Origin of the sequence: Serinicoccus sp. CUA-874, from assembly GCF_001942225.1 — a bacterium.
In the GTDB taxonomy this organism is placed as follows: domain Bacteria; phylum Actinomycetota; class Actinomycetes; order Actinomycetales; family Dermatophilaceae; genus Ornithinicoccus; species Ornithinicoccus marinus.
This window is the reverse complement of record NZ_MKJZ01000033.1, coordinates 358,302-383,262: the sequence shown is the minus strand read 5'-3', so window position 1 is coordinate 383,262 and position 24,961 is coordinate 358,302. Positions and strand designations below refer to the sequence as shown.

The window sequence follows — 24,961 nt, the reverse complement described above, 5'->3', positions numbered from 1 at the left end:
CCGCTGCCGGGCAACCATCGTCCCCGACACCGAACCCGAGATCGGAGCTGATCACCTACCCGCCCTCACCACCTGAACCCAAACGAGGGATCACAGCGCTACACCACTCCACTGGGCTTGACCGGCGGCCGGGTCGTCGCGCGACAGGTGCACCGCGGCACGCCGGTCCCTACGCTGGGGCGATGAACGCGCTGTGGCGCTCCTTCTGGCGGGAGCCAGGCCACCTGACCCTCCACCCGTGGGGCGCCATGACGGGTGGCTGGTCGCCGGGTTCGGGGTCGCCGCGCTCGTCGAGGGGATCGCGCGTCCGGGCCTCGCGGGGCAGCCGCTTGTGACCGTGCTCGCCGTGGCGCTCATGCCCGTCCTCCTGTGGCGGCGCAGCCGTCCCCTCGTCGCCTGCGTCGTCGGCTTCGGCGCGGCCGGGTCGCTGTCCTCGTGCAGCTGCTGACCCGGAGCGACGACCTCGGCCTCGGATCCATGATGGTCATCCTCGTCCTGCTCTACTCCCTGGCGCGGTGGGGCTCGGGTCGGGAGATCGCCCTCGGGATCCTCGTCGTCGCGACGGTCGCGACACTGGGCATGTATGCCGCGGCGGCGAACGTGGCCGAGGTGGTCGGGGGCAGCGTGCTCCTGCTGCTCGTCGTCGCCCTCGCGGCGGTGTTCCGCTACCGCGCCGACGTGTGGCGCCGCCGTCAGCAGGAGATCCGCAACGACGAGCGCCTGACCCTGGCCCGGGAGCTGCACGACACGGTGGCGCACCACGTCTCGGCCATCGCGGTGCAGGCCCAGGCGGGAGGTGTCGTCGCCGGCACCCAGCCGGAGCGGGCGGCGGGGATCCTCGCCGCCATCGAGACCGAGGCGACGCGCACCCTGGCGGAGATGCGCTCCGTGGTGCGGGTGCTCCGTGAGGACGGCTGGGACACCCTCGCCGTGCAGCCAGGCATCACCGACCTCTCCGGCCTGGCCCGGCCGGACGGCATACCGGTCGTCGAGGTGGCGCTCACCGGCCCCCTGGTGCGGCTGCCGCGTCCGGTGGACGCCGCGACCTACCGCCTGGCGCAGGAGGCCCTGACCAACGCGCTGCGGCACGCGCGGGGCGCGACCCGGGTGGTGATCGACGTCCGCCGGGTCGACGACGCGGTCGTCCTGCGGGTCGTCGACGACGGGGTGGCCGGGGCGGTGCCGCGGCCGGCTGCGGGCTTCGGTCTCACCGGTATGCGGGAGCGCGCCGAGCTGCTCGGCGGCTCCCTCTCCGCAGGGCCGGGTCTGGCGGGCGGCTGGGTGGTCGAGGCCGTGCTGCCCACGGGAGGTCCGATGTGAGCATCCGTGTCGTCGTGGCCGACGACCAGGACCTGGTGCGGACCGGCCTGGTGTTGATCCTGGGGGCCCAGCCCGGTCTGGAGGTCGTGGGAGAGGCCGCGGACGGACCCGGCGCGCTCGAGCTGGCGGCCCGGCTGCGGCCCGACGTCCTGCTCGTGGACATCCGGATGCCCGGGCTCGACGGCGTCGAGGTGACCCGCCGCCTGGCCGGGCCGGGCGTGCCCGACCCCATGGCGGTCGTCGTCATCACGACCTTCGACCTCGACGAGTACGTCCTCGGGGCCCTCCGAGCCGGTGCCCGGGGGTTCCTGCTCAAGGACGCCGGGCCGGAACTGCTCGTCCAGGCCATCCACGCCGCGGCCCGCGGTGACGCTCTCATCGCCCCCAACGTCACCCGGCGGCTGCTGGCGACCTTCGCCGACCGGGCTCCCACGGCTCCGGCGCAACCGCTGGACCCGCTGACCGAGCGGGAGGAGCAGGTGCTGGTCCTGGTCGCCCGCGGGCGCACGAACGCCGAGATCGCGGCCGAGCTCTTCATCGGGCTCAGCACCGCCAAGACCCACGTCGCCTCCCTGCTGTCCAAGCTCGGGGTCCGCAACCGGGTCGAGATCGCCATGTGGGCCCACCACACCGGGCGCGTCTGACACGGCCGGCGCGGCTCACCCCTCGACGAGCCCAGCCAGACGGTCGAGTCCTCGGCCGCGGTCCGGCAGTCGCGCTCGAACTCCTCGTCGGTGAGCTCGACCTGGCGCATGGTGAAGACCACCTCGCTGCCGTGGGGGTGGGCGGGGACCCGCAGCGGGTTCGTGACGATGGTGCCGGAGGGGAGCAGGACGTCGTGGTCGGCGACCCCGAGGTGGTTGCGTAGGACGAGCGCACGCGGGCCTCGCCCATGGGTGACTCCACAACGAGGTCGTCGCTGTCCCGGCTGATCTGCGCGGTTGTCAGCCCCTGTGACCACAGGGGCAGGTTGTCCGGCTCGGCGACGACGTCGTAGACCCGGTCGCGGTCCGCGGCGATGACACGGCTTCTCATCCTCCGAGCCTTGTACGAGCCGGGACGCACCGCGTAGGACGCGAGGTGTCCGGCATACCCCCTAGGTTGTGGGCATGAGCACCGACACGGGCGACGTCGCCCAGCTCCAGGTCCGCGCGCTGACGCCCGAGACGTGGCCGGCCTTCGACGACCTCGTGCTGCGGCACAACGGCATCTTCGGGGGGTGCTGGTGCACCTACTTCCAACCCTCCTGCGAAGACCGGCTGCCGGGCGCCGAGGGCAGCAGGGCGATGAAGCGGGAGTATGTCGAGTCGGGCCTCGCGCACGCCGCTCTCGTGATGGACGAAGACGAGGCGGTGGCATGGGCAGAGTTCGGGACGCCGGAGGAGCTGCCCAACATTCACCACCGCAAGCAGTACGACAAGGAGAAGGACCGCGACCCGGACTACCGGATCACCTGCGTCTTCGTCGACCGGCGGTACCGGCGGCGAGGCCTGACGGAGGTGGCGATCCGCGGTGCGCTCGACCTCATCGCGCAGGCCGGCGGGGGCGTGGTCGAGGCCTACCCGCACGACCTGACGCACCAGACGAAGAAGATGTCCTCCTCGTTCCTCTACAACGGCACCCGCCGGCTCTACGAGCGACTGGGCTTCACCTACGTGCGCCCCAAGGGCCTGAAGAACTGCGTGATGTCGATCGAGGTGTCCGCGCCGACGACCTGACGGTCCGCAGTCCGTGCCCCGAGTGCGGTCTGCCGCGTCACTGGTGCACGTGCGCCCGCTGCCCCTCCCGGTCGAAGATCATGATGAGCTCGGCGGGCCCGCCCACGGCCCGGATGGCGTGCGGGGTCATGGTGGAGAACTCGGCGGCCTCCCCCGTGCCGACCTCGATCTCGCGCTCCCCGAGCAGCAGGTGGACCCGTCCCTCGATGACCGCGAACCAGTCGTGCCCGGGGTGGACCCTCTGCTCGGGAGCGCGTGGCGAGGGCTCGAGGCGCATCTTAATGGCCACGGTGCGACCGTCGGGCCGGCTGAGCGGCCACGTGGTGTGCCCGCCCGAGCTGTGCGGTGCCGGCCGGATGACCACGTCCTCGTCGCCCGGTCGCTCGAAGAGGGCGTCGAGGCTCACCCCGAGGGCCTGGGCCAGCGGCACGAGGACGTCCAACCCGAGCGTGCGCTTGCCGGTCTCGATGCGGCTGATGGTCGAGGGGCTGAGGTGGGTCCGCTCGGCGAGCTCCTCCAGCGAGTAGCCCAGGGTGCTGCGCAGGCTGCGCAACCGGGTGCGCGCCAACGTCTCGACATCGGTGGTGCTCATCCGGACAGTCTGCCGGCGTATTGCGAATCCTGCAAACTCTGTCCCGTATACCGCATGCGGTCGGTAGGGTAGAGCCATGAAGACGCCCCAGCATCCTCACCAGCACGAGTCCCGTGCGCACGGCCACGACCACTCCGGGCCCACGATGGAGCGCCGTTGCGACGTCGCTGTCATCGGCGGCTCGGCGGCCGGCCTCGCCGCCGCGCTGCAGCTCGCCCGGCAGCGGCGCACCGTGGTCGCCGTCGACGACGGGACCCCGCGCAACGCCCCGGCCGCCCACATGCACGGCTACCTCGGTCGGGAGGCCGCGGCGCCCTCCGAGCTGCTGGCGGTCGGTCGCGAGGAGGTCCGCGGCTACGGGGGCGAGATCCTCACCGGTCGCGTGCTCGCCGTCCGACCAGGGGAGGACGGTCGCTTCCGCGTCGAGCTCAGCGGCGGGCATACCCTCCTCGCGCGCCGCGTCCTCGCCGCCACCGGCATCGTTGACGAGCTCCCCGACATCGAGGGGCTCGCGCGGCGCTGGGGGCAGGACGTCATCCACTGCCCGTTCTGCCACGGCTACGAGGTCCGCGACCAGCGCCTGGTCCAGATCGTCACACACCCGATGGGGCTGCACCCGACCGCGCTGCTCCGCCACCTGACCGACCGGCTCACGGTCGTCCTGCACGACGTGGCGGGCGTCGACGAGGCTGCTCTCACCGCGCTCGAGGTCGCCGGTGTGCCCGTCGTGCGCACCGGCGTGCGGCGCGTGGTCACCGGGTCGGACGGCGCCGTGACCGGCGTGGAGCTGGTCGACGGGGCGCTGCTGGAGGCCGACGCGGTCCTCGTCGGCACCCGCTTCCACGCCCGCGTCGAGGCGCTGGCGCCGCTCGGGATCGAGGCGAGCGCGCACCCGAGCGGTCTGGGTGAGGTGCTGCAGGTGGACCCGATGACCGGGGAGACCACGGTGCCCGGGGTGTACGGCGCGGGCAATCTCACCGACCCGTCCTTGCAGGTGCTGCCGTCGGCCGCCCACGGGAGCCGGGTCGGCGCCATGATCGCCTTCAGCCTCGCCGACGAGGACCTGCGCTCGGGGCAGCGCACCGCGGGCGAGGAGGGTGACTGGGACGCGCGCTACGGCACCGGGGAGCGGATGTGGAGCGGCAACCCCAACGGCACCCTCGTCGCCGAGGTCGAGGGTATGCCGCCCGGCCGGGCTCTCGACGTCGGTGCCGGTGAGGGTGGCGACTCGTGGTGGCTGGCCGAGCAGGGGTGGGACGTCACGGCTGCCGACATCTCCGGTGCGGCGCTGGAGCACGTCGGGGCGGAGGCGGAGCGCCGTGGGCTCGCGGTGAGCCTGCTGCACCGGGACGTCAACGCTCCTGACGCCGTCGGTGGCGCCACCTACGACCTCGTCTCGCTCCAGTACGGCTCGTTCCTGCGGACCCCGGAGCAACGAGGCCTGCGCACCCTGCTGGGTGCCGTCGCCCCGGGCGGGACGCTCCTCGTGGTCGGCCACGACCTGTCCCCGATGCGCGAGCCCGTGGACCCCGCCGAGCAGACCCGCATGTTCGACCCCGAGGCGTATGTCGGTGTCGAGGAGGTCGCCGCAGCGCTCGCGACGCAGGACGGGTGGACCGTGCAGGTGCACGAGACCCGTCCCCGCCCGTCCGGCGCCGTGTCGACCCACCACGTCGACGACGTGGTCCTGCGGGCGGTCAGGGCCGCAGCAACGCCTTGATCGCCCTCCGCTCGTCCATCGCGGCATACCCCTCGGCGGCCTGCTCCAGGGGCAGCTCCAGGTCGAAGACCCGGCCCGGGTCGATCTCCCGGTCCAGCACCAGACGCAGCAGGTCGGGGAGGTAGGCGCGCACCGGTGCGATGCCGCCGCGCAGCCCCACGTTGCGGTAGAACATGTGCTCCTGCGGGATGTCGGTCACGTGCGGGACGCCGACCCAGCCGACCATCCCGCCCGGCCGCGCGGACTGCAGCGCCTGGACGACCGAGTCCTGGGTGCCGACGCACTCGAGCACGGCGTCAGCGCCGATCCCGTCGGTCAGCTCGCGGACGGCGGCCACCCCCTCGTCGCCGCGCTCGGCGACGACGTCGGTGGCCCCGAACTCCCTGGCCAGCCGCTGCCGGTCCTCGTACCTGCTCATGGCGATGATCCGCTCGGCGCCCATGACGCGCGCCGCGAGCACGCCGCACAGGCCCACCGCGCCGTCACCCACGACGACCACGCTCCCGCCCTCGCGCACCCCAGCGCAGACCGCGGCGTGCCAGCCGGTCCCCATGACGTCGGAGAGGGCCAGCAGGCTCGGGACCAGGTCGTCGTCGGGCCGACCGGGGGTGGCCAGGAGCGTCCCGTCGGCGTTCGGGATGCGGATGCGCTCGGCCTGGCACCCGGCATACCCGCCGCCGTTCTGACAGTTGGCGTGCTGGCCGACCCGGCAGACCGGGCAGGTGTTGTCGCTGTGCAGGAAGCCCCCCACCACGAAGTCCCCCGCCTGCACGGTCGACACCTGCGACCCGGTCTCCTCGACGACTCCGACGAACTCGTGGCCGATGGGCCGGGGCTCGGCCACCTGCGAGATCCCGCGATAGGGCCACAGGTCGGACCCGCAGACGCAGGCGGCGACCGTGCGGATGACGGCGTCGGTGGGCTCGGTCACGGTGGGGTCCTCCCGGTCCTCCACCCGGATGTCCCCCGGTCCGTGGATGACTGCTCCGCGCATGCTTCCTCCTGTGCTGCTGGTCCGTGCTGCTCGTCCCGGGCGGCCCGGCGGGTGCCGGCCGACGTGGTGGACCCTACCCCGGACGTCAGCGGTGGCGCCGTCCCACGGGCCACCTGACGGGCCCGCCGCAGCACTGACCCCTGGCCCAGCCGGGCTGCGGCGGCTCCGCGAGATCCGCGCGCTCACGCCGGTGCCGTGCCGTCTCGGAACGGACGTGGCCCAGCCACCGGCGCCAGGCGACGGTGACCAGCCACGCCTGCGGGTCGGACGGCATACCCTCCGGCCAGCGGTCGACCGCCTCGATGAGGGCCTTCTGCACGGCGTCCTCGGCCGATGCGAAGTCCGCCCCACGCCGGACGAGGACACCCAGGACCCGCGGCCCGAGCCGCCGCAACAGATCCTCCACGAGAGTCCGGCTAGGCGTCGGTCTCGGGGTGGCGGCTGAGGAAGGGACGCACCTGACATCGGCGACGACCCCATCACCGTTGTCTACCTTCTCGGCCAAGGGTGGACGACGGAGGTAGAATGGTAGACATGAGCCTGAACATCAAAAATCCGCGCGTCCACGATCTCGCGCGGCAGGCGGCGGCCCGCACCGGACGTTCCCAGACCAGTGTCATCGAGCTCGCCCTCCGACAGCTCCTCGACGGGCTGCCGACGGATGACGCCGCGAGCGGTAGGACCCGCGTCGACGCAATACTTGCCGACCTGGACGTCCACCTGGGTCGGCACGACCTGACGGTCCTCGACCACGACGACCTCTACGACGACGCCGGTCTGCCGACGTGATCGTCGACACGTCCGCGATCGTGGCGATCCTGCGGGACGAGCCCGAGCGGCCCGCGATCCTCGCAGCGCTCGCCGGGGCGACGGTGGTGCGCATGTCCGCCGGGATGCGGTTGGAGCTGGCCATCGTCATCCGACGTCTCGAGGACCCGGTCGTGGAGCGGCGGGTCGAGGATCTCCTGGAAGCGCTGCGCATGAGTGTCGAGCCCTTCACCGTGGCCCACGGCGCCATTGCGCAGCGGGCCTTCGCCGACTTCGGCCGGGGAAGTGGGCACCCGGCCCGACTCAACTTCGGTGACTGCTTCGCGTATGCCCTCGCCCGCGAAAGCGGCGAGCCGTTGCTCTTCAAGGGTGATGACTTCACGCATACCGACGTCGCGCCAGCGCTCTGACGTCCACCGGAAAGCCCCGGGGTGCGGCCCTCACAGCTCTGAGGCCAGGTGCACGACGCCCCTGCCGAAGCGGTGCACGTCGACCAGGCGCAGGTCGAGCCGCAGGTCCGCGGGCAGCCATGGGGTGCCAGACCCGATGACGACCTCGGGGCGGCTGCGCCACTGCTCGCCGTACTGCCGCTCCTCCGGGCTCGCCTCCGGTCCGGTGTCGTAGGTCTCCCAGACCTTCATCACCTCGTAGAGGCGGCGGCCGTAGAGCTCGGCGGTGACCTGCTCGTCCCGTTCGTTGAGGTAGGCGTGGAGCTCCGCGTCCGGCGCGCCTCAGTCGAGGTCGACCTGCGCGTCGGCGACGTAGCCGTCCAGCGACCCGATCCCGGCATACACGAGGCGTCGCATGGGCCCATCCTCGCCCCGGGACCACCCCGGCGCCAGCGAGCTCTCGGGAGCTCTATGGTCAACGCATGACGACCTCCCCCCGGCGGGCCGTCGCCACGATCGTGGTGGCGATGCTCCTCGGGAGCTCGGTGTGGTTCAGCGCCAACAGCGCCGCCGACGGGCTGCGCGTGGAGTGGGGCCTGGACGCCGGCGGGGTCGGGCGGCTGACGCTGGCCGTGCAGCTGGGGTTCGCGGTCGGCACGATCGCCATGGCCATGACCAGCCTGGCCGACCGCTTCCGGGCCAGCCGGGTCTTCGCGGTCTCGGCGGTCGTGGCTGCCGCGGCGAACGCCGCTTCGCGCTGCTCGCCTCCGGCCTCGCCGAGGGGATGCTCTGGCGTTTCCTCACCGGGGCCGCGCTGGCCGGGGTCTACCCGCTCGGGATGAAGATGGTCGTCTCCTGGGCGCCGGAGCGCGCCGGCGCCACGCTCGGGTGGCTCGTCGGGATGCTCACCCTCGGCACCGCCCTCCCGCACGGCATCCGCGCCGTCGGCGTCGGTCTCGACTGGTCCCAGGTCATGCTCACCTCCTCGGGGCTCGCCCTGGTCGCGGCGGCGGTCGTGCTCCGGCTCGGCGACGGCCCGCACCTGCCCACCGCCTCCCCGGACGGGCTGCGCTGGGGCGCGGTGCTGAGCGCGTTCACCGTGCCCGACTACCGCTTCGCGGCGCTGGGCTACTTCGGCCACATGTGGGAGCTGTATGCCCTCTGGACCGTGGTCCCGCTGCTGGTCGCGGACGCGCTGTCACCGGCCTCGTCGGGGGTGTCGGCATGGTCCTTCGCCGTCATCGGCGTGGGCGCGGTCGGCTGCGTCGTCGGCGGGCGGCTGTCGGCCGCCTGGGGCAGCGGGCGGGTCGCCACGGGGGCGCTCGCGGCCTCGGGCGCGGTGTGCGCGGCATACCCCGTGCTCGCGGGCGGCCCCACCTGGCTCGTCCTGGTCGCCCTCCTGCTGTGGGGCGTCGCGGTCATCACCGACTCGCCACAGTTCTCCGCGCTCAGCGCCCGCGCCTGCCCGCCGCACCTCGTGCGCAGCGCCCTCGCGATCCAGAACAGCGCGGGCTTCGCGATCAGCGCGGTCTCCATCGTGCTCGTCTCCGCCGCCTATGCCGCCCTCGGCCCGGCGGTCGCCTGGCTGCTGCTCCCCGGCCCGGTGCTCGGGCTGCTGGCGATGGCTCGCGAGCGCCGCCGCGGGCGGCCGATGCGGGCGCTGTCACCCGAGGTGTGACACGCTCGGGCCGTGAGAGCCGTGGTCGTCGACGCCGTGCAGAGCAGGCCCGAGGTCCGGGAGATCCCAGACCCGCGCCCGTCGCCGGGCGGCGTCGTCGTCGAGGTGCGGGCGACCGGGTTGTGCCGCAGCGACTGGCACGCCTGGGCGGGGCACGACGACCTGGCCTATCCGCACGTCCCTGGGCACGAGCTGGCCGGGGTGGTCGTGGAGGTCGGCCCGGACGTCCGTCGCTGGCGCTCCGGTGATCGCGTCACCGTCCCTTTCGTGTGCGGCTGCGGCGGGTGCGAGTGGTGCCGTCGCGGTGAGGCGCAGGTGTGTCCTCACCAGCAGCAGCCCGGCTTCACCCATCATGGGTCGTTCGCCGAGCAGGTCGCACTGCATGCGGCCGACACCAACCTGGTGGCGGTCCCGGAGACCATCGACCTCCGGACGGCGGCGAGCCTGGGGTGCCGCTTCGCGACGGCATACCGGGCCGTGGTCGACCGCGCGAAGGTGAGCGAGGGCGAATGGGTGACGGTGGTCGGCGCGGGAGGGGTCGGCCTGAGCGTGGTGATGATCGCCCGCGCCGTGGGGGCGCGGGTCGTCGCCGTGGACCGCCACCACGGGGCGCTCGACGTCGCCCGAGACCTCGGTGCCGAGCACACCGTGCTCGCGGACGGCACCGACGTGCCGGACCAGGTGCACGCCCTGACCGGGGGCGGTAGCCAGGTGTCGGTGGACGCTGTGGGCAGCGCGCAGACCTGCGGCGACGCGTTGCTGAGCCTGCGCCGCCGCGGGCGTCACGTGCAGGTCGGGCTCCTCCCTGCCGCGCAGGGCCATCCGCAGGTGCCGCTGGAGCGACTCATCGGGTGGGAGCTGGACCTGCTCGGCAGCCACGGCATGCCTGCGGTCGACTACCCAGGCATGCTCGGTCTCATCGAGAGCGGAGCGCTGGCCCCGCAGCGGCTGATCGAGCGCACCATCGGGCTGGCCGAGGCTGCACAGCTGCTCCCCGGCTTCGACCGGGCCAGCCTGGCCGGTATGACGATCATCGACCCCAGACGCTGAATCGTCCTGGGGTCCGAGCTCCCCGGCATGAGCAGATGCGAGCCCCTCGCGCATGGCTCGTGGCCCGTGCCTGAGACGGTTCGACTCATCGTGTGCCAGCCCGCCCGCCGACGATGCGGCAGGCTGGGGGCATGGCGAGCAACCAGTCGACGCGGATCCGGCGGGCGGTGGCGCGGTATGCCGCGGGCCACGACGCCCTCAGGGCCGCCACCGATGCCTACGTCGCGTCGTCACCCGGCTCCTGGACGACGCCGGCATCAACTACCTCGCGGTGACCGGGCGCACCAAGAGCGTGGAGTCCTTCGCCGGCAAGGCGGCCCGGCGCAGCCGCGGCGGTCGGCTGGCCCACCCCAAGCCGCTGACCGACATCACCGACCAGATCGGGGTGCGGGTGGTGACCTACGTCCAGGCCGACGTCGAGGCCGTCGCGCAGCTCCTCGCGGCGCAGCTGGACGTCCGCGACGACCGCGACATGGGCCAGGAGACCGCGGCCGAGGGGCGCTTCGGCTATTCCAGCCGGCACCTGCTCGTCGCGCTGGACGAGGAGCGGGCGCGGGAGGCAGGCACACCCCCGCAGCAGCCGGCGTCGGTCCAGATCCGCACCGTGCTGCAGCACGCCTGGGCCGAGTTCGAGCACGACATCCGCTACAAGGGGTCGGTGCCGGAGGAGCACGCGCACGACTTCGACCGCCGTTTCACCCTGGCCGCCGGGCTGCTGGAGCTGGCCGACCAGCAGTTCACCGCGATCCGCGACCGGCACCGGGAGGAGCTGACGTCACCGGCCGACGCCGCCGACGACGACCCGCGGATCAGCCCGACCGATCTCGCGGCCTTCCTCGCCGGGCAGTTCGCCGACGCCGGGTGGTCGCGCACCGACCACTACGCCTGGATCAGCGGGCTGCTGCTGGAGCTGGGGATCACCTCGCTGTCCGAGCTGCGCGAGGTCATCCGCGACGTGGACGTCGAGCAGATCGAGGCACGGATGGGCTACCGCTACCCGCCCGGCGCGGTCCGCCGGCTGGACGACTCGCTGCTGCAGGTCTACGGCGGGCGCTACGTCGGGCTGCACGGCAACGCGCACCGGCAGGATCTGCTCACCGCACGCCTCGACCGGCTCACCGGCTGAGCGCTGCCAGACTGGCAGCAGGCGCGCCATCGTCCGGTCCGCAGCCCGTGCGACGCCGGAGGCGTCGGGCTCAGCCGTCGTCGCCGGGATGACGCTGATCGACCCACGCCGCTGACCTCGTCGACCCCTGGCGGCCATGCTGGACGACGGGGCGTGGTCAGCCGTCCTGCGGCCGTTCGTCCAGCCGGGCGACCATGATGTCGAGCCCCTGCCGAGCCGACTGCTCGGCCTGCCGGACCCGCTCGTGCATCTGGCGAGCCGCCTCGAGCGCCAGGACGGCGCGCCGTTCCGCCTCCCGACAGGCCGCCACGCCCTGCTCCTGCTCCTGGCGGTCGGCGGACCGGTCGTCGTGGTAGCGCTGGACCTCCGCCGCCGCCAGGTCGACGGTCCGGTCGACGAGGAAGCGGTAGGACGCGCGCACCTTCTTCTCCGTGGTCTTGCGCGCGAGGCCGTCGACCTCCTCCTGCACCCCCTGCCGCATGAAGGGCAACGGGTCCGAGATGTAGGCCGCCTCCTGCACCGCCTGCTCGGCGGCGGCCAGCCGTTCCCGGGCGTCGGTCAGACCACGCTCGGCCTCGCGCACCGCGGCGGTGGCTGCCTCCAGGTGCGGTCCGAGGCGCGAGTCGAGGGTGTAGGTCAGCTGCTCGCGCTCTCCTGGGTCGAGCCCGTCCGCCGCCATCGCTGCGCCTCCTTCGTGTCCCGGTCGCCCCACCTTCTCATCCAGGGGCGGTCGGGATCGAGGCCCGTCGCGCCGGCGACCGCGGCCGCCGGGCTCAGAAGACCGGCTTGCCGCCCGTCACCCCGAGCACGGTGCCGGAGACGTAGCTCGCCTCGTCGGAGGCCAGGAAGACGTAGGCCGCCGCGACCTCGACCGGATGGCCGGCCCGACCGAGCGGGGTGTCCGACCCGAAGCCCTCGACCTTGTGCGCGGCCATCGTCGAGGGGATGAGCGGGGTCCAGATCGGGCCTGGTGCCACGGCGTTCACCCGTACGCCGCGCTGCCCCAGCTCGGCGGCCAGGTTGACCACGAGGTTGTTGAGCGCAGCCTTGGTGGCGGCGTAGTCGAGCAGGTGGTCGGACGGCGAGTAGGCCTGGATCGAGGTCGTGACGATGACCGACCCACCCGGGCTCAGCTCGTCGGCCAGCGCCCGCACCAGCCAGAACGGCGAGAAGACGTTGGTCGCGAAGGTCCGCTCGACCTGCTCGGGAGGGAACTCCTCGAGCAGGTCGTGGGTCATCTGGTAGGCCGCGTTGGCGACCAGCACGTCCAGCCCGCCGAGGGCCTCGACGGCGTCCCGGGCGACCTGCTCGTTGGTCTCCCGGTCCCGCAGGTCGACGGCGAACAGGTGGCAGGTGCCCCCGGTCTCCTCGACCAGCTGCCGGGTGCGCTCGGCGTCCGCCTGCTCCTGCGGCAGGTGCGCCACGGCGACGGCGGCGCCCTCCTTGGCGAAGGTGAGGGCGACGGCACGCCCGATCCCGGAGTCTCCGCCGGTGATGAGCGCACGTCGCCCCGGGAGGCGGTCCCGACCCGTCCAGGACTGCTCGCCGTGGTCGGGCTGCGGGTCGAGGTCGGCGACGGTGCCGGGCCAGTCCTGGTGCTGGCCGGGGAGCGAGGACAGGTCTGCTCGGGTCATGGTTCTCCTCCGTACGTGATGGTGGTCGGCTCAGACGTCGCGGGCCCAGTGGCGCAGCGCGCCGCAGGCCTCGAGGAAGTCCTGGGGGGTGGCGGTCCCCAGGTCGTGGCACGCCTCGTCGAGGCTGCCGTCGATGCCCCCGGCCCGCAGCAGCGCCTGCGAGCCGGGCAGGTGGCCGATGACCTTGTAGTGGCTGAAGGCGTCCGAGACGAAGTCACGGGTGGCGGGGTGCCCGGCGAGCTCCTCGGCGGCACCGTCCGCGCCGAGCAGCGCCACGGCATCGAAGAGGACGGAGGGCGCCCCGTCGATCTTGTGGTCCACCGGTCGGCGCTCGCCGTCGGCGAGGGTGACCCCGCCGACCTTGAGGCCGATCGTCTCGACGAGGGCACCGCCCTGCTCGAAGGTCTCGCGCAGGCCGTCCAGCACCTGGGCGTCCACGCCGTCGGTGACGAGGACCCCGAGCTTGCGCCCGGCGAAGCTCTGCGGTGCCCGCGACATCATGCTCAGCGCCGGCGAGTCGGGCAGGTCGTGGTTCGGCTGCACGTGCGGCGGCGTCGCCTCCGGCAGGTCCATCCCCAGGCCGTCGGCGACCGCGGCGGCGAGTCCCTCGTCGACGTTGCGCAGGTTGGCCACCACGCGGGTCCGGATCTGCGGGATCTCGCACTTGGAGAGCTCGAAGACGAAGGCCATCCGGATGTGCTGCTGCTCGGTCGCGCTCTGGCTGCGCCAGAACTGCCCCGCCTGGGAGTAGTGGTCGGCGAAGGACTCCGGGCGGACGCGACGGGTGTCGCCGCTCTCGTGCCGGGGCACGCTGCGGTAGCCCCGCTCGGCGTCGGCCCGCGGGCCGGCCGCCGCCCCGGTGAAGGAGTTCGGCTCGTAGGTGGCGCGGCCGGACTGCGCGCCGGTCTGCATGTGGCCGTCCCGCTGGAAGTGCGCCACCGGGCACCGGGGGGCGTTGATGGGCAGCTGGGTGAAGTTGGTGCTGCCCAGCCGCTTGAGCTGGGTGTCCAGGTAGGAGAAGTTGCGGCCCTGCAGCAGCGGGTCGTTGGTGAAGTCGATGCCGCGCACGATGTTCTGGGTGCAGAAGGCGACCTGCTCGGTCTCGCTGAAGACGTTGTCGACCACCCGCTCCAGGCGCATGGTCCCGATGACGCGCAGCGGCACCTGCTCCTCCGGGATGATCTTGGTCGAGTCGAGCACGTCGAACTCGAACTGGTCGGCGAACTCGTCGTCGAAGGTCTGCACGGCGAGGTCCCACTCCGGCAGGTCACCGTTGTTGATGGCCTGCCACAGGTCACGGCGGTGGAAGTCGGGGTCCGCCCCGTTGATCTTCACCGCCTCGTTCCACACCACGGACTGCAGGCCCTGCCGGGGCACCCAGTGGAACTTCACGTAGGTGCTGCGGCCGTCCGCGTCGACCATCCGGAAGGTATGCACGCCGAAGCCCTGCATGAAGCGGAAGGACCGCGGGATGGTGCGGTCCGACATCTGCCACAGCAGCATGTGCGTGGACTCGGGCATGAGGCTGGCGAAGTCCCAGAAGGTGTCGTGCGCGGACTGGGCCTGCGGCCAGCCGCGGTCCTGCTCCTCCTTGACGGCGTGGACCAGGTCGGGGAACTTCACCGCGTCCTGGACGAAGAAGACGGGGATGTTGTTGCCGACGAGGTCCCAGTTGCCCTCGTCGGTGTAGAACTTCGTGGCGAAGCCGCGCACGTCGCGCGCGAGGTCGAAGGATCCCAGGTTGCCGGCGACGGTCGAGAAGCGGACGAAGACCGGGGTCTGCTTGCCTGCCTCGCCGAAGAGCGAGGCGCACGTCAGGTCGGAGAGGTCCTCGGCCGCGGTGAAGGTGCCGTGCGCGCCGTACCCGCGAGCGTGGACCACCCGCTCCGGGATGCGCTCGTGGTCGAAGTGGAAGATCTTCTCGCGCAGCGCGAAGTCCTCGAGCAGGGTCGGGCCGCGGTCACCGGCCTTGAGGGAGTTCTGGTCGTCGGCGAGCGGCACCCCCTGCGCCGTGGTCAGGACCTCCTGGTCGGGTCCGGGCAGCTGGTGCAGCTCACCGCCCTGCCCCGGCTCGGTCCGGTCGGTGTAGAGCGGGTTGTCGGCGGCCTGTCCCGCGGTGCTGGGGCTCGGCGGGCGGGGCACCTCCGGCGCGGGGGGTAGGACGGAGCGGCCGGCTCGTGCCGGTGCGCTGCGGGGACGGTGGCGTCGTGCTCGCTGTGGGCCATGTCGGTCTCCTCGGTGGTCGGTAGGCACGCCCGACGGCCTGGTCGGTCGAGGGTGCGGGCCCTCGTCGACGCTAACCACGCTCGTGGGGTTCCGCGCGCTCATCCGCCACGAGCGGACGGGGCTAGGGGCGCGAGCCCTCTGGCCGGTCCTCGTCGCGCGGGCGCGGGCGACCCTCGTCTCCCAGGGCCGCCTGACCGGCCGTGTCGCAGACGGAGCGGATTTGGCTGGTGTACTTCCCCTTCGTCTGCCGGTCGGCGAAGTCGGCGGCCTTGTCGAGGAAGGACCGCGTCTTCTCCGGGTCCTTGCGGGCGAAGCGGCGGGCCGCGTCGGCGGCGGCGCCCAGGGCGGCGATCTTGCGCAACGGCATGTCTCGTCCTCTGCTGGCGGGGTATGGCGGTCCTGTCACCGGCTCAACTTCCCGGCGTCGCTGATGTCCCCGCGCGACGCCCACGCCGCGCACCCGGCCCAGCCGCCCGTGGGCACGCCGCGCGGCCGGGGGCGCGGCTCCTAGGCTGGAGCCATGCAGATCGGATTCAAGCTGTTCGCCGAGAACTTCTCCCCCACCGAGCTCGTGCGGCAGGCCGTGGAGGCCGAGCGCGCGGGCTTCGACTTCGTCGAGATCAGCGACCACTTCCACCCCTGGCTGCCCGAGCACGAGCACTCGCCCTTCGTCTGGTCGGTGCTCGGCGCGATCGCCGCGTCGACGGAGCGCATCGGGCTGGCGACCGGGGTGACGTGCCCGACCATCCGTTACCACCCGGCGATCATCGCGCAGGCCGCGGCGACCACCCAGATCCTGTCCGGGGGGCGTTTCACCCTCGGGGTGGGGTCGGGCGAGCGGCTCAACGAGCACGTCGTCGGCCAGGGCTGGCCCGAGGTGCGCGACCGGCACCAGATGCTGCGCGAGGCCCTCGAGATCATCCGCCTGCTCTGGCAGGGCGGCTACCACTCCTACCGCGGGGAGTTCCTCACCATCGAGGACGCCCGGGTCTTCGACCTGCCCGAGACGCTGCCGGACATCGTCGTGGCCATCGGCGGGCCGCAGGCGGCCCGGGTGGCCGCCCAGCAGGGCGACGGCATCTTCGCGACCGACCCGGACGCCTCGCTCATCGAGGCCTTCGAGGAGGCCGGCGGGTCCGGCCCGCGCTACAACGAGGTGCCGCTCGCCTGGGCACCGGACGAGCAGGCGGCGGCCGAGTCGGCGCACCGGATGTTCCGCTTCGGCCTGGGCAGCTGGCGGGTCAACAGCGAGCTCCCCAACCCGCCCCACTTCGACGCCGCCACGCAGTTCATCACCCCGGACTCGATGCGCGAGGTCTTCGCCTGCGGCCCCGACGTGGAGCGCCACCTGGAGGTCGTGCGGCAGTTCGCCGACGCGGGCTTCGACCACCTGGCGCTCATCAACGCGGGGCCGGACGTCGACGGCTTCATGCGGTTCTTCAGCGAGGAGCTGAGCCCGCGGCTGCAGGACCTCTCGGCCGAGGTGTCCTGACCGGACAGGTCGGTACACCTAGGGCGACGCCCGAGGGCGGGACGGCGGGCGGCGCGAGCGCACCGATCTGCAGCCCGTGACTGCCCGGACTGTCCCCGCCACGTGCGTCACGTGGGCACCACGCGCAGCACGCTGCAGGGATAAGTGCACACGCCCGGGAGATAACGCGCGCGTGTGGACAGATTGCCGCAGCCTGTGGCTCGTGAGGTCCGTGAGGCTGCAGCAGAGCGGCCCGGCGCCGTCCGCGGTGGCCCCACGCCGGCCGCGTCGCCCGGCGCCGGGCGCGGTCGCTCGGCGAGGCTCACCGGACCCGGCCGCTGAGTGGGAGACACCATGCCCCGGCATGCGCGACCGGGACCTCATGCCTCGATGACGCAGTCTCGAGCGGCGTGGAGCAGCACAGCAGCACCTTGTCGGCGGCGATCTCGCGGGGCCGGATGCCACCGCCGTGCCGCATGTCGACGCTGCCGGTGAGCAGCTGGCTCTTGCAGGTGCCGCACACCCCCTCCGCGCAGGACGAGGGCAGGCTCAACCCGGCCTGGGCGGCTGCGGCCAGGATCGTCTGGCCGGCGGCGCAGGGCACCTCCCGGCCGCTGCGCGTCAGGGTCACGGTATGCATCGCCGTCCCGGCGGCGTCCCCGTCGCCCACGCCCTCGTCGGACGCCGGGACGTCCGGCGCGGGTGCGTCGCCTGCCACCACGCCCCCGCTGGTGTCGAGGACGAAGGACTCCTGGTGGCACCGCTGTGGGTCGCACCCGAGCTCGGCCAGCAGCCCGCGCACGTCGTCCATGTAGGGCGCCGGCCCGCAGGTGAAGACCTCCCGGCCGGCGGCGTCGGGCACCAGCTCACGGAGCAACCCGGCGGTCAGTCGACCACGGGCACCACGCCATACCTCGACCTCGCTGTCGCCCTCGCAGACCACCGCCACCCGCAGCCAGGGCAGGGCCTCAGCGAGCTCCCCGAGCTCGCGGCGGAAGATGATGTCTGCCGGCGTCCGCGCGCTGTGCACGAAGACGACGTCGTGCGGTCCCTCGACCCGGGCGAGCGTCCGCAGCATCGACATCACCGGTGTGATGCCGCTGCCCGCCGACAGCAGCAGGTGCGCGGCCGCCGGGTGCTCGTCGGTGCTGAAGACCCCCATGGGGCCGCTGACCCGCAGCCGACCACCGGGCTCGAGCCGGTCGTGCAGCCACCCCGACACCGGCCCCTGCCGCTTCACCGTCAGCGTGAGGGTGCCGGTCTGCAGCGGGGAGGAGGCGATGGTGTAGCACCGGCTGCGCGGCTCGCCGTCCAGCTCCACGGTCACCGTGACGTACTGCCCCGGCCGGAACCGCAACGCAGCATCGTCCGGCACCGCCAGGGTGAGGCTGCGCACGTCGTGGGTCACCTGCTCCACCCCGACACAGACGAGCTCCCCGTCCACCTGGTCCCGGGAGGCCGGCGCCCGCGTCGCACGGACCAGCACCTCGGTCATCGGGCCAGCTCCTCGCGCAGGCGGGCGACGTACCACGCGACGAAGGATTCGACCTGCCGCTCGCTGGGGGAGTAGGGCCCTGGCACGTAGGCGGGGTCGCCCACCCCCTGCTGGGCCCGGGCGCAGAACTCGCCGTCCTCCTGGTTGGTGTGGTCCCACACCTCGGTGAGCCGCCCGAGGTCGTAATGCTCGCCCTCCACGGCGTCCTCGTGCACCAGCCAGGTGGTGCGCACCAGGGTCCGGTCGGGGGCCAGCGGCAGCACCGCGAAGGTGACGACGTGGTCGGAGAGGAAGTGGAACCACGCGTTGGGCTGGGTGTGCACCGAGGCCCGCCCCAGCCGCGCCGTGTCGAAGTCGGCCAGGAGGCGGCGGGAGGCGACGGCCCCGTCGACGGTGTAGGACTCCCCGGCGCCGTCCAGCGCCTCGCGCTGGACCCGGAAGGCGGTGGACCGCTCCTCCTCCAGGGCCTCGACCTCGGCGAAGGCCATGCCCCGCTCGCGGCAGGCGGTCTCCAGCGCGGCCTCGGCCGCGAGGTAGCGCTCGTGCGCGGGCATGAGGCGGGCCGGGATCTTGTCGCGGTCGTAACCCCAGGTCGGGAAGAAGGTGCAGGTCAGCTCGGGGTGCCCACCCTCGCAGTGGTAGCACTCCCGGTTGTTCTCCATCACCAGCTTCCAGTTGGCGTGCTCGATGAGGTCGTGCTGGGCCGCGACCTTGGTGCGCAGCGGCTGGTGCGGGTCGAGGTAGGGAGCGATGGTCGCCGCCATCTCCTCCCAGTCCTCGGGCGGGTCCTCGGCGAAGCTGACGAAGACCAGCCCGGACACGGTGCGCACGTGGACCCGCCGCAGCCTGAAGCAGGACGTGTCGAAGGTCGGGGCCTGGTCGCCGGCGTGCAGCAGAGTGCCGTCGGTGGCGTAGGTCCATCGGTGGTAGCCGCAGACGATGTTGGCGACCGACCCGGCACGCTCGGTGAGCACCCGGGAGCCCCGGTGCCGGCACACGTTGCGCAGCGCGCTCACCTCCTCGTCGTCGTCGCGCACGACGATGACCGAGTGCGGGCCGATGTCGACGGTGACGAAGTCGCCGGGCTCGGCGATCTCGGCCTCGGTCGCGACGAAGATCCAGCACCGTGCCCACACGGCCGCCAGATCGGCCTCGAAGACCTCCTGGCTGGTGTAGAAGGGCGCGTCCAGGCTGAAACCCGGCACCCGCCGGGCGACCAGCTCGGCGAGGTCGGTGGTCCCGGTCGTGGTCTGCGTGGGGGTGCTGGTGAGGGTGGTCGTCATCGGATCCTCTTTCGGGTATGCCGGTCAGATGGCCAGGCAGAGGCGGAGCGCGTCGTAGATCGCGGCGTGGATGTTGCGGCTGGCGACCGCGTCGCCGATCCGGAAGAGCTGGAAGCCTGAGGTCGGGCCGCTGGGGAGGGAGACCACCTCCGGGGGAAGGGCTGCCGGCGACGTCGGCGGCGCTCCCGGTGGGGCGGTCGCGCCCACCTCGACGAGCACGGGCGCCGGCTCGCGCGCTGGTGCGTGCTCGACGCCGATGAGCTGCGGCTGCACGGCGAGCAGCGCGTCGTGGTCCACCGCGCCGGCGTTGACGGACAGCGGCACGAGCTGGTGGTAGAGGTCGTCGAGCGGGAGGGTGCCGTGCTCCACGACCACCTGGTCGACCCGGCGCTCCGTCTCGGCACCGGAGTAGTCGTGGCGCAACCGGGCGACGAGCCCGCCCTCGGGGTGGCGCGTGACGCCGACCAGACGGGTCGCGAGGGTGACGGCGACGTCGTGCTCGTCGAAGGCCCGCAGGTAGGCAGGTGAGTTCATCCCCCCGACGAGAGGCGCGATCATCCGCTCGGGCGTGACGAACTCCACCCGGGCCCCGCGGCCCGCCAGCAGCTCGGCGGCGTCGACGCCCGGCTCGGCGCCGTTGTCGTCGTAGACGACCACGCTGCCGCCCTCCCGCACCTCGCCGGACATCACGTCCCAGGTGTCACGCACCAGCCCGGCGCCCTCGAGCAGGAAGTCGTGGTTCGGCATACCCCCGGTGGCCACGATGACGACGTCCGGCTCCTCGGCGAGCACCGTCTCGACCTCCGCGAAGACGCCGAGGCGCAGGTCGACACCGGTGTGCTTGAGCTCACTGACCCGCCAGTCGACGACCCCGACGAGGTCGCGCCGGCGGCCCGGGCGCGAGGCCAGCTTGACCTGGCCCCCCGGGAGGTCGTCGGCCTCCAGGACGACGACGTCGTGACCGCGCTCGCCGAGCACCCTGCCGGCCTCGAGCCCGGCGGGACCGGCGCCGACGACGACCACCTTGCGGCGCACCGGTGCGGGCGGGACGACGTGGCTGAGCGTGAGCTCGCGCCCGGCCGCCGGGTTGTGCAGGCACTTGGCGTCGCCCGAGGCGTAGATCGCGTCCAGGCAGTAGTTGGCGCCGACGCAGGGCCGCACCCGGTCCTCCTCACCGGCGGCGATCTTGGCGACGAGATAGGGATCGGCCATCTGCGGGCGCGTCATCCCCACCAGGTCGAGCAGCCCGTCGCGGATCGCGTGCCGGGCGGTCGCCGCGTCGGAGATCCGCGAGGCGTGCATCACGGGGATGTCGACCTCACGGCGGATCTCCCCGGCGAAGTCGAGGAAGGGCGCGGACGGGGTGCCCATCGAGGGGATGACCCGGGCGAGCGTCGCGTCGCTCTCGATGGTGCCCTTGATCACGCTGAGCAGGTCCACGCCGTCCTGCGTGAACGCGCGCAGCGCGGTGAGCGCCTCCTCGCGCTGCAGGCCGTCGGGCCGGTCCTCGTCCATGGACATGCGGATCGCGAGGACCGGCTCCGGCCCCAGCGCGGCACGCACGGCACGGATGACCCGCCGGGGGAAGGCCATCCGGTGCTCGAGGGAGCCGCCCCACTCGTCGTCCCGGTGGTTCGTCGCGGGGGAGAGGAAGGCGTCCAGCAGGTGGCCGTAGCTCTGCAGCTCGATGCCGTCGAGCCCGCCCTCGACGCAGCGCTGGGCGGCGCTGACGTAGTCCTCGACGATGCGGTCGAGGTCCCACGCCTCGGCGACCTTGGGGAAGGCCCGGTGCGCCGGCTCGCGCAGTGGCGAGGGGAAGACCGTCGGCAGCCAGTCGCCGGTGTAGTTGCTGGTCCGCCGCCCCAGGTGGGTCACCTGGCACATGACGGCGGCACCCTCCTCGTGCACGGCGTCGGTGAGGCGGCGCATCCAGGGCACGATCTCGTCGCGGTGCAGCTCGAGGTTGCCGAAGGCGGGCGGGCTGTCGCGGGCGATGACCGCCGAGCCACCGATCATGGTGAGACCGACACCGCCTCGGGCCTTCTCCACGTGGTAGGCGAGGTAGCGCTCGCGCGGCAGCCCACCCTCGGCGTAGGCCGCTCGTGGCTGGTGCTCACGACCCGGTTCCGCAGCCGGAGCCCCTTGATCGTGAAGGGGTCCAGGAGCGGGTCGAGGGTGCGCATACCGCGAGTCTGCGGTGCGGGTCCACGCGCGCACCAGCGCCGGAAAATGCACGGTGTCGTGCACACTGGCTGCATGATCGACCGGCGCCTGCAGGTGCTGCGGATGGTGGCCCAGCGCGGCACGGTGACGGGTGCCGCCGAGGCCCTGAGCTATACCCCCTCGGCGGTCTCCCAGCAGCTGCGGACCCTGGGCCGGGAGCTGGGGGTCGACCTGCTGGTGCACGACGGGCGCGGCGTGCGGCTCAGCCCCGCGGCGCAGGTGCTCCTGGACCGCACCGACGACCTGGTATGCCGGTGGGAGCAGATCCGCGCCGAGGTCGCCAGGGTGGCGCAGACCGGGGGCGGGGTGCTGCGCCTGGCCGGCTTCTCGACCGCCGCCTCGGCGCTCCTGCCCGAGGTGGCGGCGCGCGTCCACGCCGAGCTCGGCGCCGAGGTCCAGATCGTCGAGGCCGACCCCGAGGAGTGTTTCGAGCTGCTCCTCAGCGGGCGGGCCGACGTCGCCGTCGTCGTGGCGCTCTCGACCCTCCCGCCCAGCACGGACAGCCGCTTCGAGCAGCGCCCGCTGCTGGAGGACCCGATCGACCTCCTGGTGCGTGCGGGCGATCCGCTGGCGAACCGTGGGTCGGTGCCCCTGCGGGATCTCGCGGGGGAGCGCTGGATCATGGACCGGCCGGGGCGGCCCTACCACGAGCTGCTCCAGACCGCCTGCACCGGTGCCGGCTTCACCCCGACGGTCGCGCACTACGCCGCGGAGTGGGACACCGGCGCGGCGCTCGTGGGGGCAGGCCTGGGCATCGCGCTCGTGCCGCGCCTGGCCCAGATCCCCACCGCCTACCCGGTGGTCAGGGTGCCACTGCACGGTGATCCGGCTCCGGCGCGCTACCTGCGGACCGGCATCCGTCGTGGCAGCGCCGACCACCCGGGCATCGCGACCGCGCTCGGGGCGCTCCGGGAGGCGGCCGCCGCCCGCTGACCGCGCCCGGTCAGCGGCTCAGGCGGAGGGCGGCGGGGGCGGCGGCGTGCGGCTGGTCGAGCCGGTGTCCCGCCCGTCCTCGACCGGGCGGTCCTGCGGGTCGCTCGCCGGGTCGCGACCGTCCCGACCGAGCGCCGCCTGGCTCGCCTTGTCGCTGGCCGAGCGGATCTGCGAGGAGTACTTCCCCTTGGTCTGCCGGTCGGCGAAGTCGGCGGCCTTGTCCAGGTAGGACTGCGTCTTGTCCGGGTTCTTGCGCGCGAAGCGGCGGGCCGCATCCAGGGCGGCGCCGAGCGCGGCGGTCTTGCGGGGCATGCTCATCCTCTCGTCGGACTGCTCTCGAGGTGTGTCAACGCCCCGCCGGGTCAGGAGTTTCCCGCCGCTGCTGCTCAGGCCGGCTCGGGCAGCGCCGCGGCGACGGGGCGGGTCAGGCGGTCCGCGCGTAGGTCTCGCGGATCACGGCCACCAGCTCGTCGAGCCAGGCCGGCGGGTCCTGCCGCCACCAGATGAGGTGGACCGCCACGGTCGGCGCGTCTCGGACCCGGCGGAAGACCACCCCGGTGCGGGAGTACTGCGCCGCCGTCGCCTGTGAGGTCAGCCCGATCGCCCGGCCCGCCGCGATCGCGGTGAGCCACTCGTCGGTGCCCCGGACCTCGCGGTAGGACCCGGGAGCCTGCTGCGGGGTCCAGAGGTCGGGGGTCGTCGTGCCGGTGGCGACGTCGAGGGCCACGGTCTGACCCGCGTAGTCGGCCATCCGCAGGCTGCGGCGGCGCGCGAGCTCGTGCTCGACGGGCAGCGCCGCCATCCGGTCCTCGTGGCCGAGCAGCGCGCTCGCCAGCTGCGAGACGCCGGGGTCGCGGCGCACGACGGCGACCTCGGCGATCCCCTCGGTGAGGCCGGCGAAGCGCGTCGTGCTGTTGACGAAGGTCAGCTCCGAGCCCGGGTGGCGGCGGGCCCACTCCCGCTGCACGGTCGCGGTGTGCACGCCGAGCGCGGCCCAGGCGAACCCGACCCGGACCTCGCCACCCTCGTCCTGGGCCGCCCGCACCAACCCGGCGGCCTCGTCCTGCAACCGGCGGGCGTGCGCCACGACGCGACGCCCGGCGACGGTGAGGGTCACGACCCGGCCGCCACGCTGCAGCAGCCGCACGCCGAGCGCCTGCTCGAGCGCCCCCACGTGGCGCGAGACCGACGCTGCGTGGTCCGCAGCGCGATCGCGGCGTCGGTGAAGGTGCCCTCGTCGACGACGGCGAGGAACGAGCGCAGGTCGCGCAACGACAGGTCGGCCAGAGGCATACGACAAGTGTATGCAGATCAGGTCTCGTGCATTTCTCGTATGAGTCCGTGCGCTGGAGACTGCGGGGATGTCGGTGACCCAGCCCCCCGCTCCCGCCGCCGTTCGCCCGCCCGCGTCGCGCACCAGCCCGCGCGACGTGCTGCTCATGCTCACCGCCGCGGGCAGCACGCAGGTCGGTGCCGCCTGGGGCAGCCACGCGTTCTCGGCGATCGGGCCCGCCGGGGTGGTCGCGGTGCGCCAGCTCGTGGCCTCCGCGGTGCTGCTGCCGCTCACCCGACCGCAGGTCCGGCGGCTGACGCGGGCCCAGTGGTTGCGCGTCGTCTGGCTGGCGGCGATGTTCGCCGGGATGAACCTCGGGCTCTACGCCGCGGTCGAGCGGATCGGCCTCGGTCTCGCGGTGACCCTGGAGTTCCTCGGCCCGCTGGCGGTGGCGCTGCTCGGCTCCCGGTCGGCACGCGACCTCGCGCTCGCGGTCGCGGCCGGGATCGGTGTCTACGTCCTCGTGCTGCCCGGCCCGAGCAGCGACTACCTCGGCGTCGCCTTCGGTCTGGCTGCCGCGGCCTGCTGGGGGGGCTACATCCTCGCCAACCGCGCGGTCGGCGCGGCGCTGCCGGGGGTGCAGGGGACCGCGCTCGCGACCGCGGTCTCGGCGACGGCATACCTCCCGGTCCTGGTCTGGCTCAGCCTCACCGACCGCTTCACCACCGCGGCCTTCGGGTATGCCGTCGTCGCCGGCGTCCTGTCGACGGTCGTGCCCTACACCCTCGACCTGCTGGTGCTGCGGCGGGTGCCGGCCGGGGTCTTCGGCATCGCGATGAGCGCCCACCCGGTGCTCGCCGCGCTCGTCGGGGTCGTCCTGCTCGGCCAGCTGCTCGCGCTGCACGAGTGGGTCGGCATGGCGGTCATCGTCGTCGCCAACGCGGTGACCATGGCTGGTCGGGGGGCGCGGCCCGACCCGAGACCCCGTCCGGCTGCCCGTCGCTGACCCGTGGGGCATGCTGGTGCCTCACCTTGCGACACATCGGTGCCCCGGGGCACGCATGGGTC

29 protein-coding genes are annotated in these 24,961 nt (G+C 73.2%); 15 read left to right on the top strand and 14 right to left on the bottom strand.

The window, feature by feature from the left end:
• Positions 1 to 238 precede the first annotated feature (238 nt).
• The 4 genes from BJF80_RS20215 (at position 239) to BJF80_RS10850 (ending at position 3,038) form a co-directional block, all read left to right on the top strand.
• Positions 239 to 448 carry a hypothetical protein gene (locus BJF80_RS20215; RefSeq protein WP_075868076.1) on the top strand — a complete coding sequence of 70 codons (210 nt, stop codon included), beginning with the start codon at positions 239 to 241 and terminating at the stop codon, positions 446 to 448.
• Positions 436 to 1,320: a sensor histidine kinase gene (locus tag BJF80_RS10865; protein ID WP_237767551.1), complete on the top strand. Its 885-nt coding sequence runs from the start codon at positions 436 to 438 to the stop codon at positions 1,318 to 1,320. Before BJF80_RS20215 ends, BJF80_RS10865 begins: the two co-directional genes overlap by 13 nt.
• Entirely contained in the window at positions 1,317 to 1,964 is a 648-nt protein-coding gene (locus BJF80_RS10860) for a response regulator (protein ID WP_075813526.1), read from the top strand. The genes BJF80_RS10865 and BJF80_RS10860 overlap by 4 nt, the downstream gene beginning before the upstream one ends.
• A 465-nt stretch (positions 1,965 to 2,429) precedes the next feature.
• On the top strand, positions 2,430 to 3,038 hold the full coding sequence (locus BJF80_RS10850; RefSeq protein WP_075813524.1) for a GNAT family protein: 609 nt from the start codon (positions 2,430 to 2,432) through the stop codon (positions 3,036 to 3,038).
• Between the two features lie 37 nt (positions 3,039 to 3,075).
• Here BJF80_RS10850 and relB read toward each other — a convergent pair whose 3' ends face one another.
• A complete protein-coding gene (gene relB, locus BJF80_RS10845) occupies positions 3,076 to 3,630 on the bottom strand; it encodes a type II toxin-antitoxin system RelB family anti-toxin (RefSeq protein WP_075813522.1) in 555 nt (184 codons plus the stop codon).
• 76 nt (positions 3,631 to 3,706) lie between these two features.
• Here relB and BJF80_RS10840 point away from each other — a divergent pair, with 76 nt between their 5' ends.
• Entirely contained in the window at positions 3,707 to 5,350 is a 1,644-nt protein-coding gene (locus BJF80_RS10840) for an FAD-dependent oxidoreductase (protein WP_075813520.1), read from the top strand.
• Here the strand turns inward: BJF80_RS10840 and BJF80_RS10835 are convergent.
• The gene (locus tag BJF80_RS10835) at positions 5,328 to 6,344 is read right to left on the bottom strand and encodes a zinc-dependent alcohol dehydrogenase family protein (RefSeq protein WP_075813518.1); all 1,017 of its coding nucleotides are present in this window, start codon (positions 6,342 to 6,344) and stop codon (positions 5,328 to 5,330) included. The genes BJF80_RS10840 and BJF80_RS10835 overlap by 23 nt on opposite strands.
• A gap of 85 nt (positions 6,345 to 6,429) precedes the next feature.
• Positions 6,430 to 6,750 (bottom strand): sigma factor, encoded by a 321-nt coding sequence (locus BJF80_RS10830; protein WP_075813516.1) that lies wholly within the window; start codon positions 6,748 to 6,750, stop codon positions 6,430 to 6,432.
• A gap of 128 nt (positions 6,751 to 6,878) precedes the next feature.
• Here BJF80_RS10830 and BJF80_RS10825 point away from each other — a divergent pair, with 128 nt between their 5' ends.
• Together BJF80_RS10825 and BJF80_RS10820 are read left to right on the top strand one after the other, a co-directional pair.
• Positions 6,879 to 7,133 carry a type II toxin-antitoxin system VapB family antitoxin gene (locus BJF80_RS10825; RefSeq protein ID WP_075813598.1) on the top strand — a complete coding sequence of 85 codons (255 nt, stop codon included), beginning with the start codon at positions 6,879 to 6,881 and terminating at the stop codon, positions 7,131 to 7,133.
• Entirely contained in the window at positions 7,130 to 7,522 is a 393-nt protein-coding gene (locus BJF80_RS10820; RefSeq protein WP_075813514.1) for a type II toxin-antitoxin system VapC family toxin, read from the top strand. The genes BJF80_RS10825 and BJF80_RS10820 overlap by 4 nt, the downstream gene beginning before the upstream one ends.
• Before the next feature lie 30 nt (positions 7,523 to 7,552).
• Here BJF80_RS10820 and BJF80_RS19355 read toward each other — a convergent pair whose 3' ends face one another.
• Positions 7,553 to 7,753, bottom strand: coding sequence for a hypothetical protein (locus BJF80_RS19355; RefSeq protein ID WP_075813512.1), 201 nt, complete (start codon positions 7,751 to 7,753; stop codon positions 7,553 to 7,555).
• Between the two features lie 230 nt (positions 7,754 to 7,983).
• On the opposite strand from BJF80_RS19355, the gene BJF80_RS19350 reads away from it, so the two are divergent.
• The 5 genes from BJF80_RS19350 (at position 7,984) to BJF80_RS10800 (ending at position 11,355) form a co-directional block, all read left to right on the top strand.
• Positions 7,984 to 8,343 carry a hypothetical protein gene (locus BJF80_RS19350; RefSeq protein ID WP_202817195.1) on the top strand — a complete coding sequence of 120 codons (360 nt, stop codon included), beginning with the start codon at positions 7,984 to 7,986 and terminating at the stop codon, positions 8,341 to 8,343.
• A complete protein-coding gene (locus tag BJF80_RS10810) occupies positions 8,286 to 9,179 on the top strand; it encodes an MFS transporter (RefSeq protein ID WP_202817194.1) in 894 nt (297 codons plus the stop codon). Before BJF80_RS19350 ends, BJF80_RS10810 begins: the two co-directional genes overlap by 58 nt.
• A 12-nt stretch (positions 9,180 to 9,191) precedes the next feature.
• Positions 9,192 to 10,229, top strand: coding sequence for an alcohol dehydrogenase catalytic domain-containing protein (locus BJF80_RS10805; RefSeq protein WP_075813510.1), 1,038 nt, complete (start codon positions 9,192 to 9,194; stop codon positions 10,227 to 10,229).
• A gap of 131 nt (positions 10,230 to 10,360) precedes the next feature.
• Entirely contained in the window at positions 10,361 to 10,504 is a 144-nt protein-coding gene (locus BJF80_RS21195; RefSeq protein ID WP_321166387.1) for a hypothetical protein, read from the top strand.
• Positions 10,501 to 11,355: a GTP pyrophosphokinase gene (locus BJF80_RS10800; protein WP_321166386.1), complete on the top strand. Its 855-nt coding sequence runs from the start codon at positions 10,501 to 10,503 to the stop codon at positions 11,353 to 11,355. The genes BJF80_RS21195 and BJF80_RS10800 overlap by 4 nt, the downstream gene beginning before the upstream one ends.
• 157 nt (positions 11,356 to 11,512) lie before the next feature.
• Here the strand turns inward: BJF80_RS10800 and BJF80_RS10795 are convergent, their stop codons facing one another.
• The 4 genes from BJF80_RS10795 to BJF80_RS10780 all read right to left on the bottom strand — a co-directional run bounded on the left by BJF80_RS10795 (position 11,513) and on the right by BJF80_RS10780 (position 15,582).
• On the bottom strand, positions 11,513 to 12,034 hold the full coding sequence (locus BJF80_RS10795; RefSeq protein WP_075813508.1) for a hypothetical protein: 522 nt from the start codon (positions 12,032 to 12,034) through the stop codon (positions 11,513 to 11,515).
• Between the two features lie 94 nt (positions 12,035 to 12,128).
• Positions 12,129 to 12,989, bottom strand: coding sequence for an SDR family oxidoreductase (locus BJF80_RS10790; protein ID WP_075813506.1), 861 nt, complete (start codon positions 12,987 to 12,989; stop codon positions 12,129 to 12,131).
• A 30-nt stretch (positions 12,990 to 13,019) separates the two neighbouring features.
• The gene (locus BJF80_RS10785) at positions 13,020 to 15,131 is read right to left on the bottom strand and encodes a catalase (RefSeq protein WP_321166385.1); all 2,112 of its coding nucleotides are present in this window, start codon (positions 15,129 to 15,131) and stop codon (positions 13,020 to 13,022) included.
• A 205-nt stretch (positions 15,132 to 15,336) separates the two neighbouring features.
• Positions 15,337 to 15,582 (bottom strand): antitoxin, encoded by a 246-nt coding sequence (locus BJF80_RS10780; RefSeq protein WP_075813502.1) that lies wholly within the window; start codon positions 15,580 to 15,582, stop codon positions 15,337 to 15,339.
• A 153-nt stretch (positions 15,583 to 15,735) separates the two neighbouring features.
• On the opposite strand from BJF80_RS10780, the gene BJF80_RS10775 reads away from it, so the two are divergent.
• A complete protein-coding gene (locus tag BJF80_RS10775; RefSeq protein WP_075813500.1) occupies positions 15,736 to 16,707 on the top strand; it encodes a TIGR03557 family F420-dependent LLM class oxidoreductase in 972 nt (323 codons plus the stop codon).
• Between the two features lie 301 nt (positions 16,708 to 17,008).
• Here BJF80_RS10775 and BJF80_RS10770 read toward each other — a convergent pair whose 3' ends face one another.
• From BJF80_RS10770 to BJF80_RS10760, 3 genes are read right to left on the bottom strand one after another with little or no spacing between them, the layout of a single operon-like run.
• Complete coding sequence (locus BJF80_RS10770; RefSeq protein ID WP_075813498.1) at positions 17,009 to 18,181, bottom strand: FAD-binding oxidoreductase; 1,173 nt, start codon at positions 18,179 to 18,181, stop codon at positions 17,009 to 17,011.
• Positions 18,178 to 19,464 (bottom strand): aromatic ring-hydroxylating oxygenase subunit alpha, encoded by a 1,287-nt coding sequence (locus tag BJF80_RS10765; protein WP_075813496.1) that lies wholly within the window; start codon positions 19,462 to 19,464, stop codon positions 18,178 to 18,180. The genes BJF80_RS10770 and BJF80_RS10765 overlap by 4 nt, the downstream gene beginning before the upstream one ends.
• A 24-nt stretch (positions 19,465 to 19,488) precedes the next feature.
• On the bottom strand, positions 19,489 to 21,513 hold the full coding sequence (locus tag BJF80_RS10760) for an oxidoreductase (RefSeq protein ID WP_237767550.1): 2,025 nt from the start codon (positions 21,511 to 21,513) through the stop codon (positions 19,489 to 19,491).
• A 207-nt stretch (positions 21,514 to 21,720) separates the two neighbouring features.
• On the opposite strand from BJF80_RS10760, the gene BJF80_RS10755 reads away from it, so the two are divergent.
• On the top strand, positions 21,721 to 22,620 hold the full coding sequence (locus BJF80_RS10755; protein ID WP_075813494.1) for a LysR family transcriptional regulator: 900 nt from the start codon (positions 21,721 to 21,723) through the stop codon (positions 22,618 to 22,620).
• Positions 22,621 to 22,638: 18 nt separating this feature from the next.
• Here BJF80_RS10755 and BJF80_RS10750 read toward each other — a convergent pair whose 3' ends face one another.
• The 3 genes from BJF80_RS10750 to BJF80_RS20210 form a co-directional block, all read right to left on the bottom strand.
• The gene (locus BJF80_RS10750; protein WP_158068522.1) at positions 22,639 to 22,932 is read right to left on the bottom strand and encodes an antitoxin; all 294 of its coding nucleotides are present in this window, start codon (positions 22,930 to 22,932) and stop codon (positions 22,639 to 22,641) included.
• A 112-nt stretch (positions 22,933 to 23,044) separates the two neighbouring features.
• On the bottom strand, positions 23,045 to 23,767 hold the full coding sequence (locus BJF80_RS10745; RefSeq protein WP_237767549.1) for a LysR substrate-binding domain-containing protein: 723 nt from the start codon (positions 23,765 to 23,767) through the stop codon (positions 23,045 to 23,047).
• On the bottom strand, positions 23,734 to 23,913 hold the full coding sequence (locus BJF80_RS20210) for a LysR family transcriptional regulator (RefSeq protein ID WP_237767548.1): 180 nt from the start codon (positions 23,911 to 23,913) through the stop codon (positions 23,734 to 23,736). Before BJF80_RS20210 ends, BJF80_RS10745 begins: the two co-directional genes overlap by 34 nt.
• Positions 23,914 to 23,981: 68 nt before the next feature.
• Between BJF80_RS20210 and BJF80_RS10740 the strand changes: the two genes are divergently transcribed.
• Positions 23,982 to 24,899 (top strand): EamA family transporter, encoded by a 918-nt coding sequence (locus tag BJF80_RS10740; protein ID WP_083673609.1) that lies wholly within the window; start codon positions 23,982 to 23,984, stop codon positions 24,897 to 24,899.
• Positions 24,900 to 24,961 lie beyond the last annotated feature (62 nt).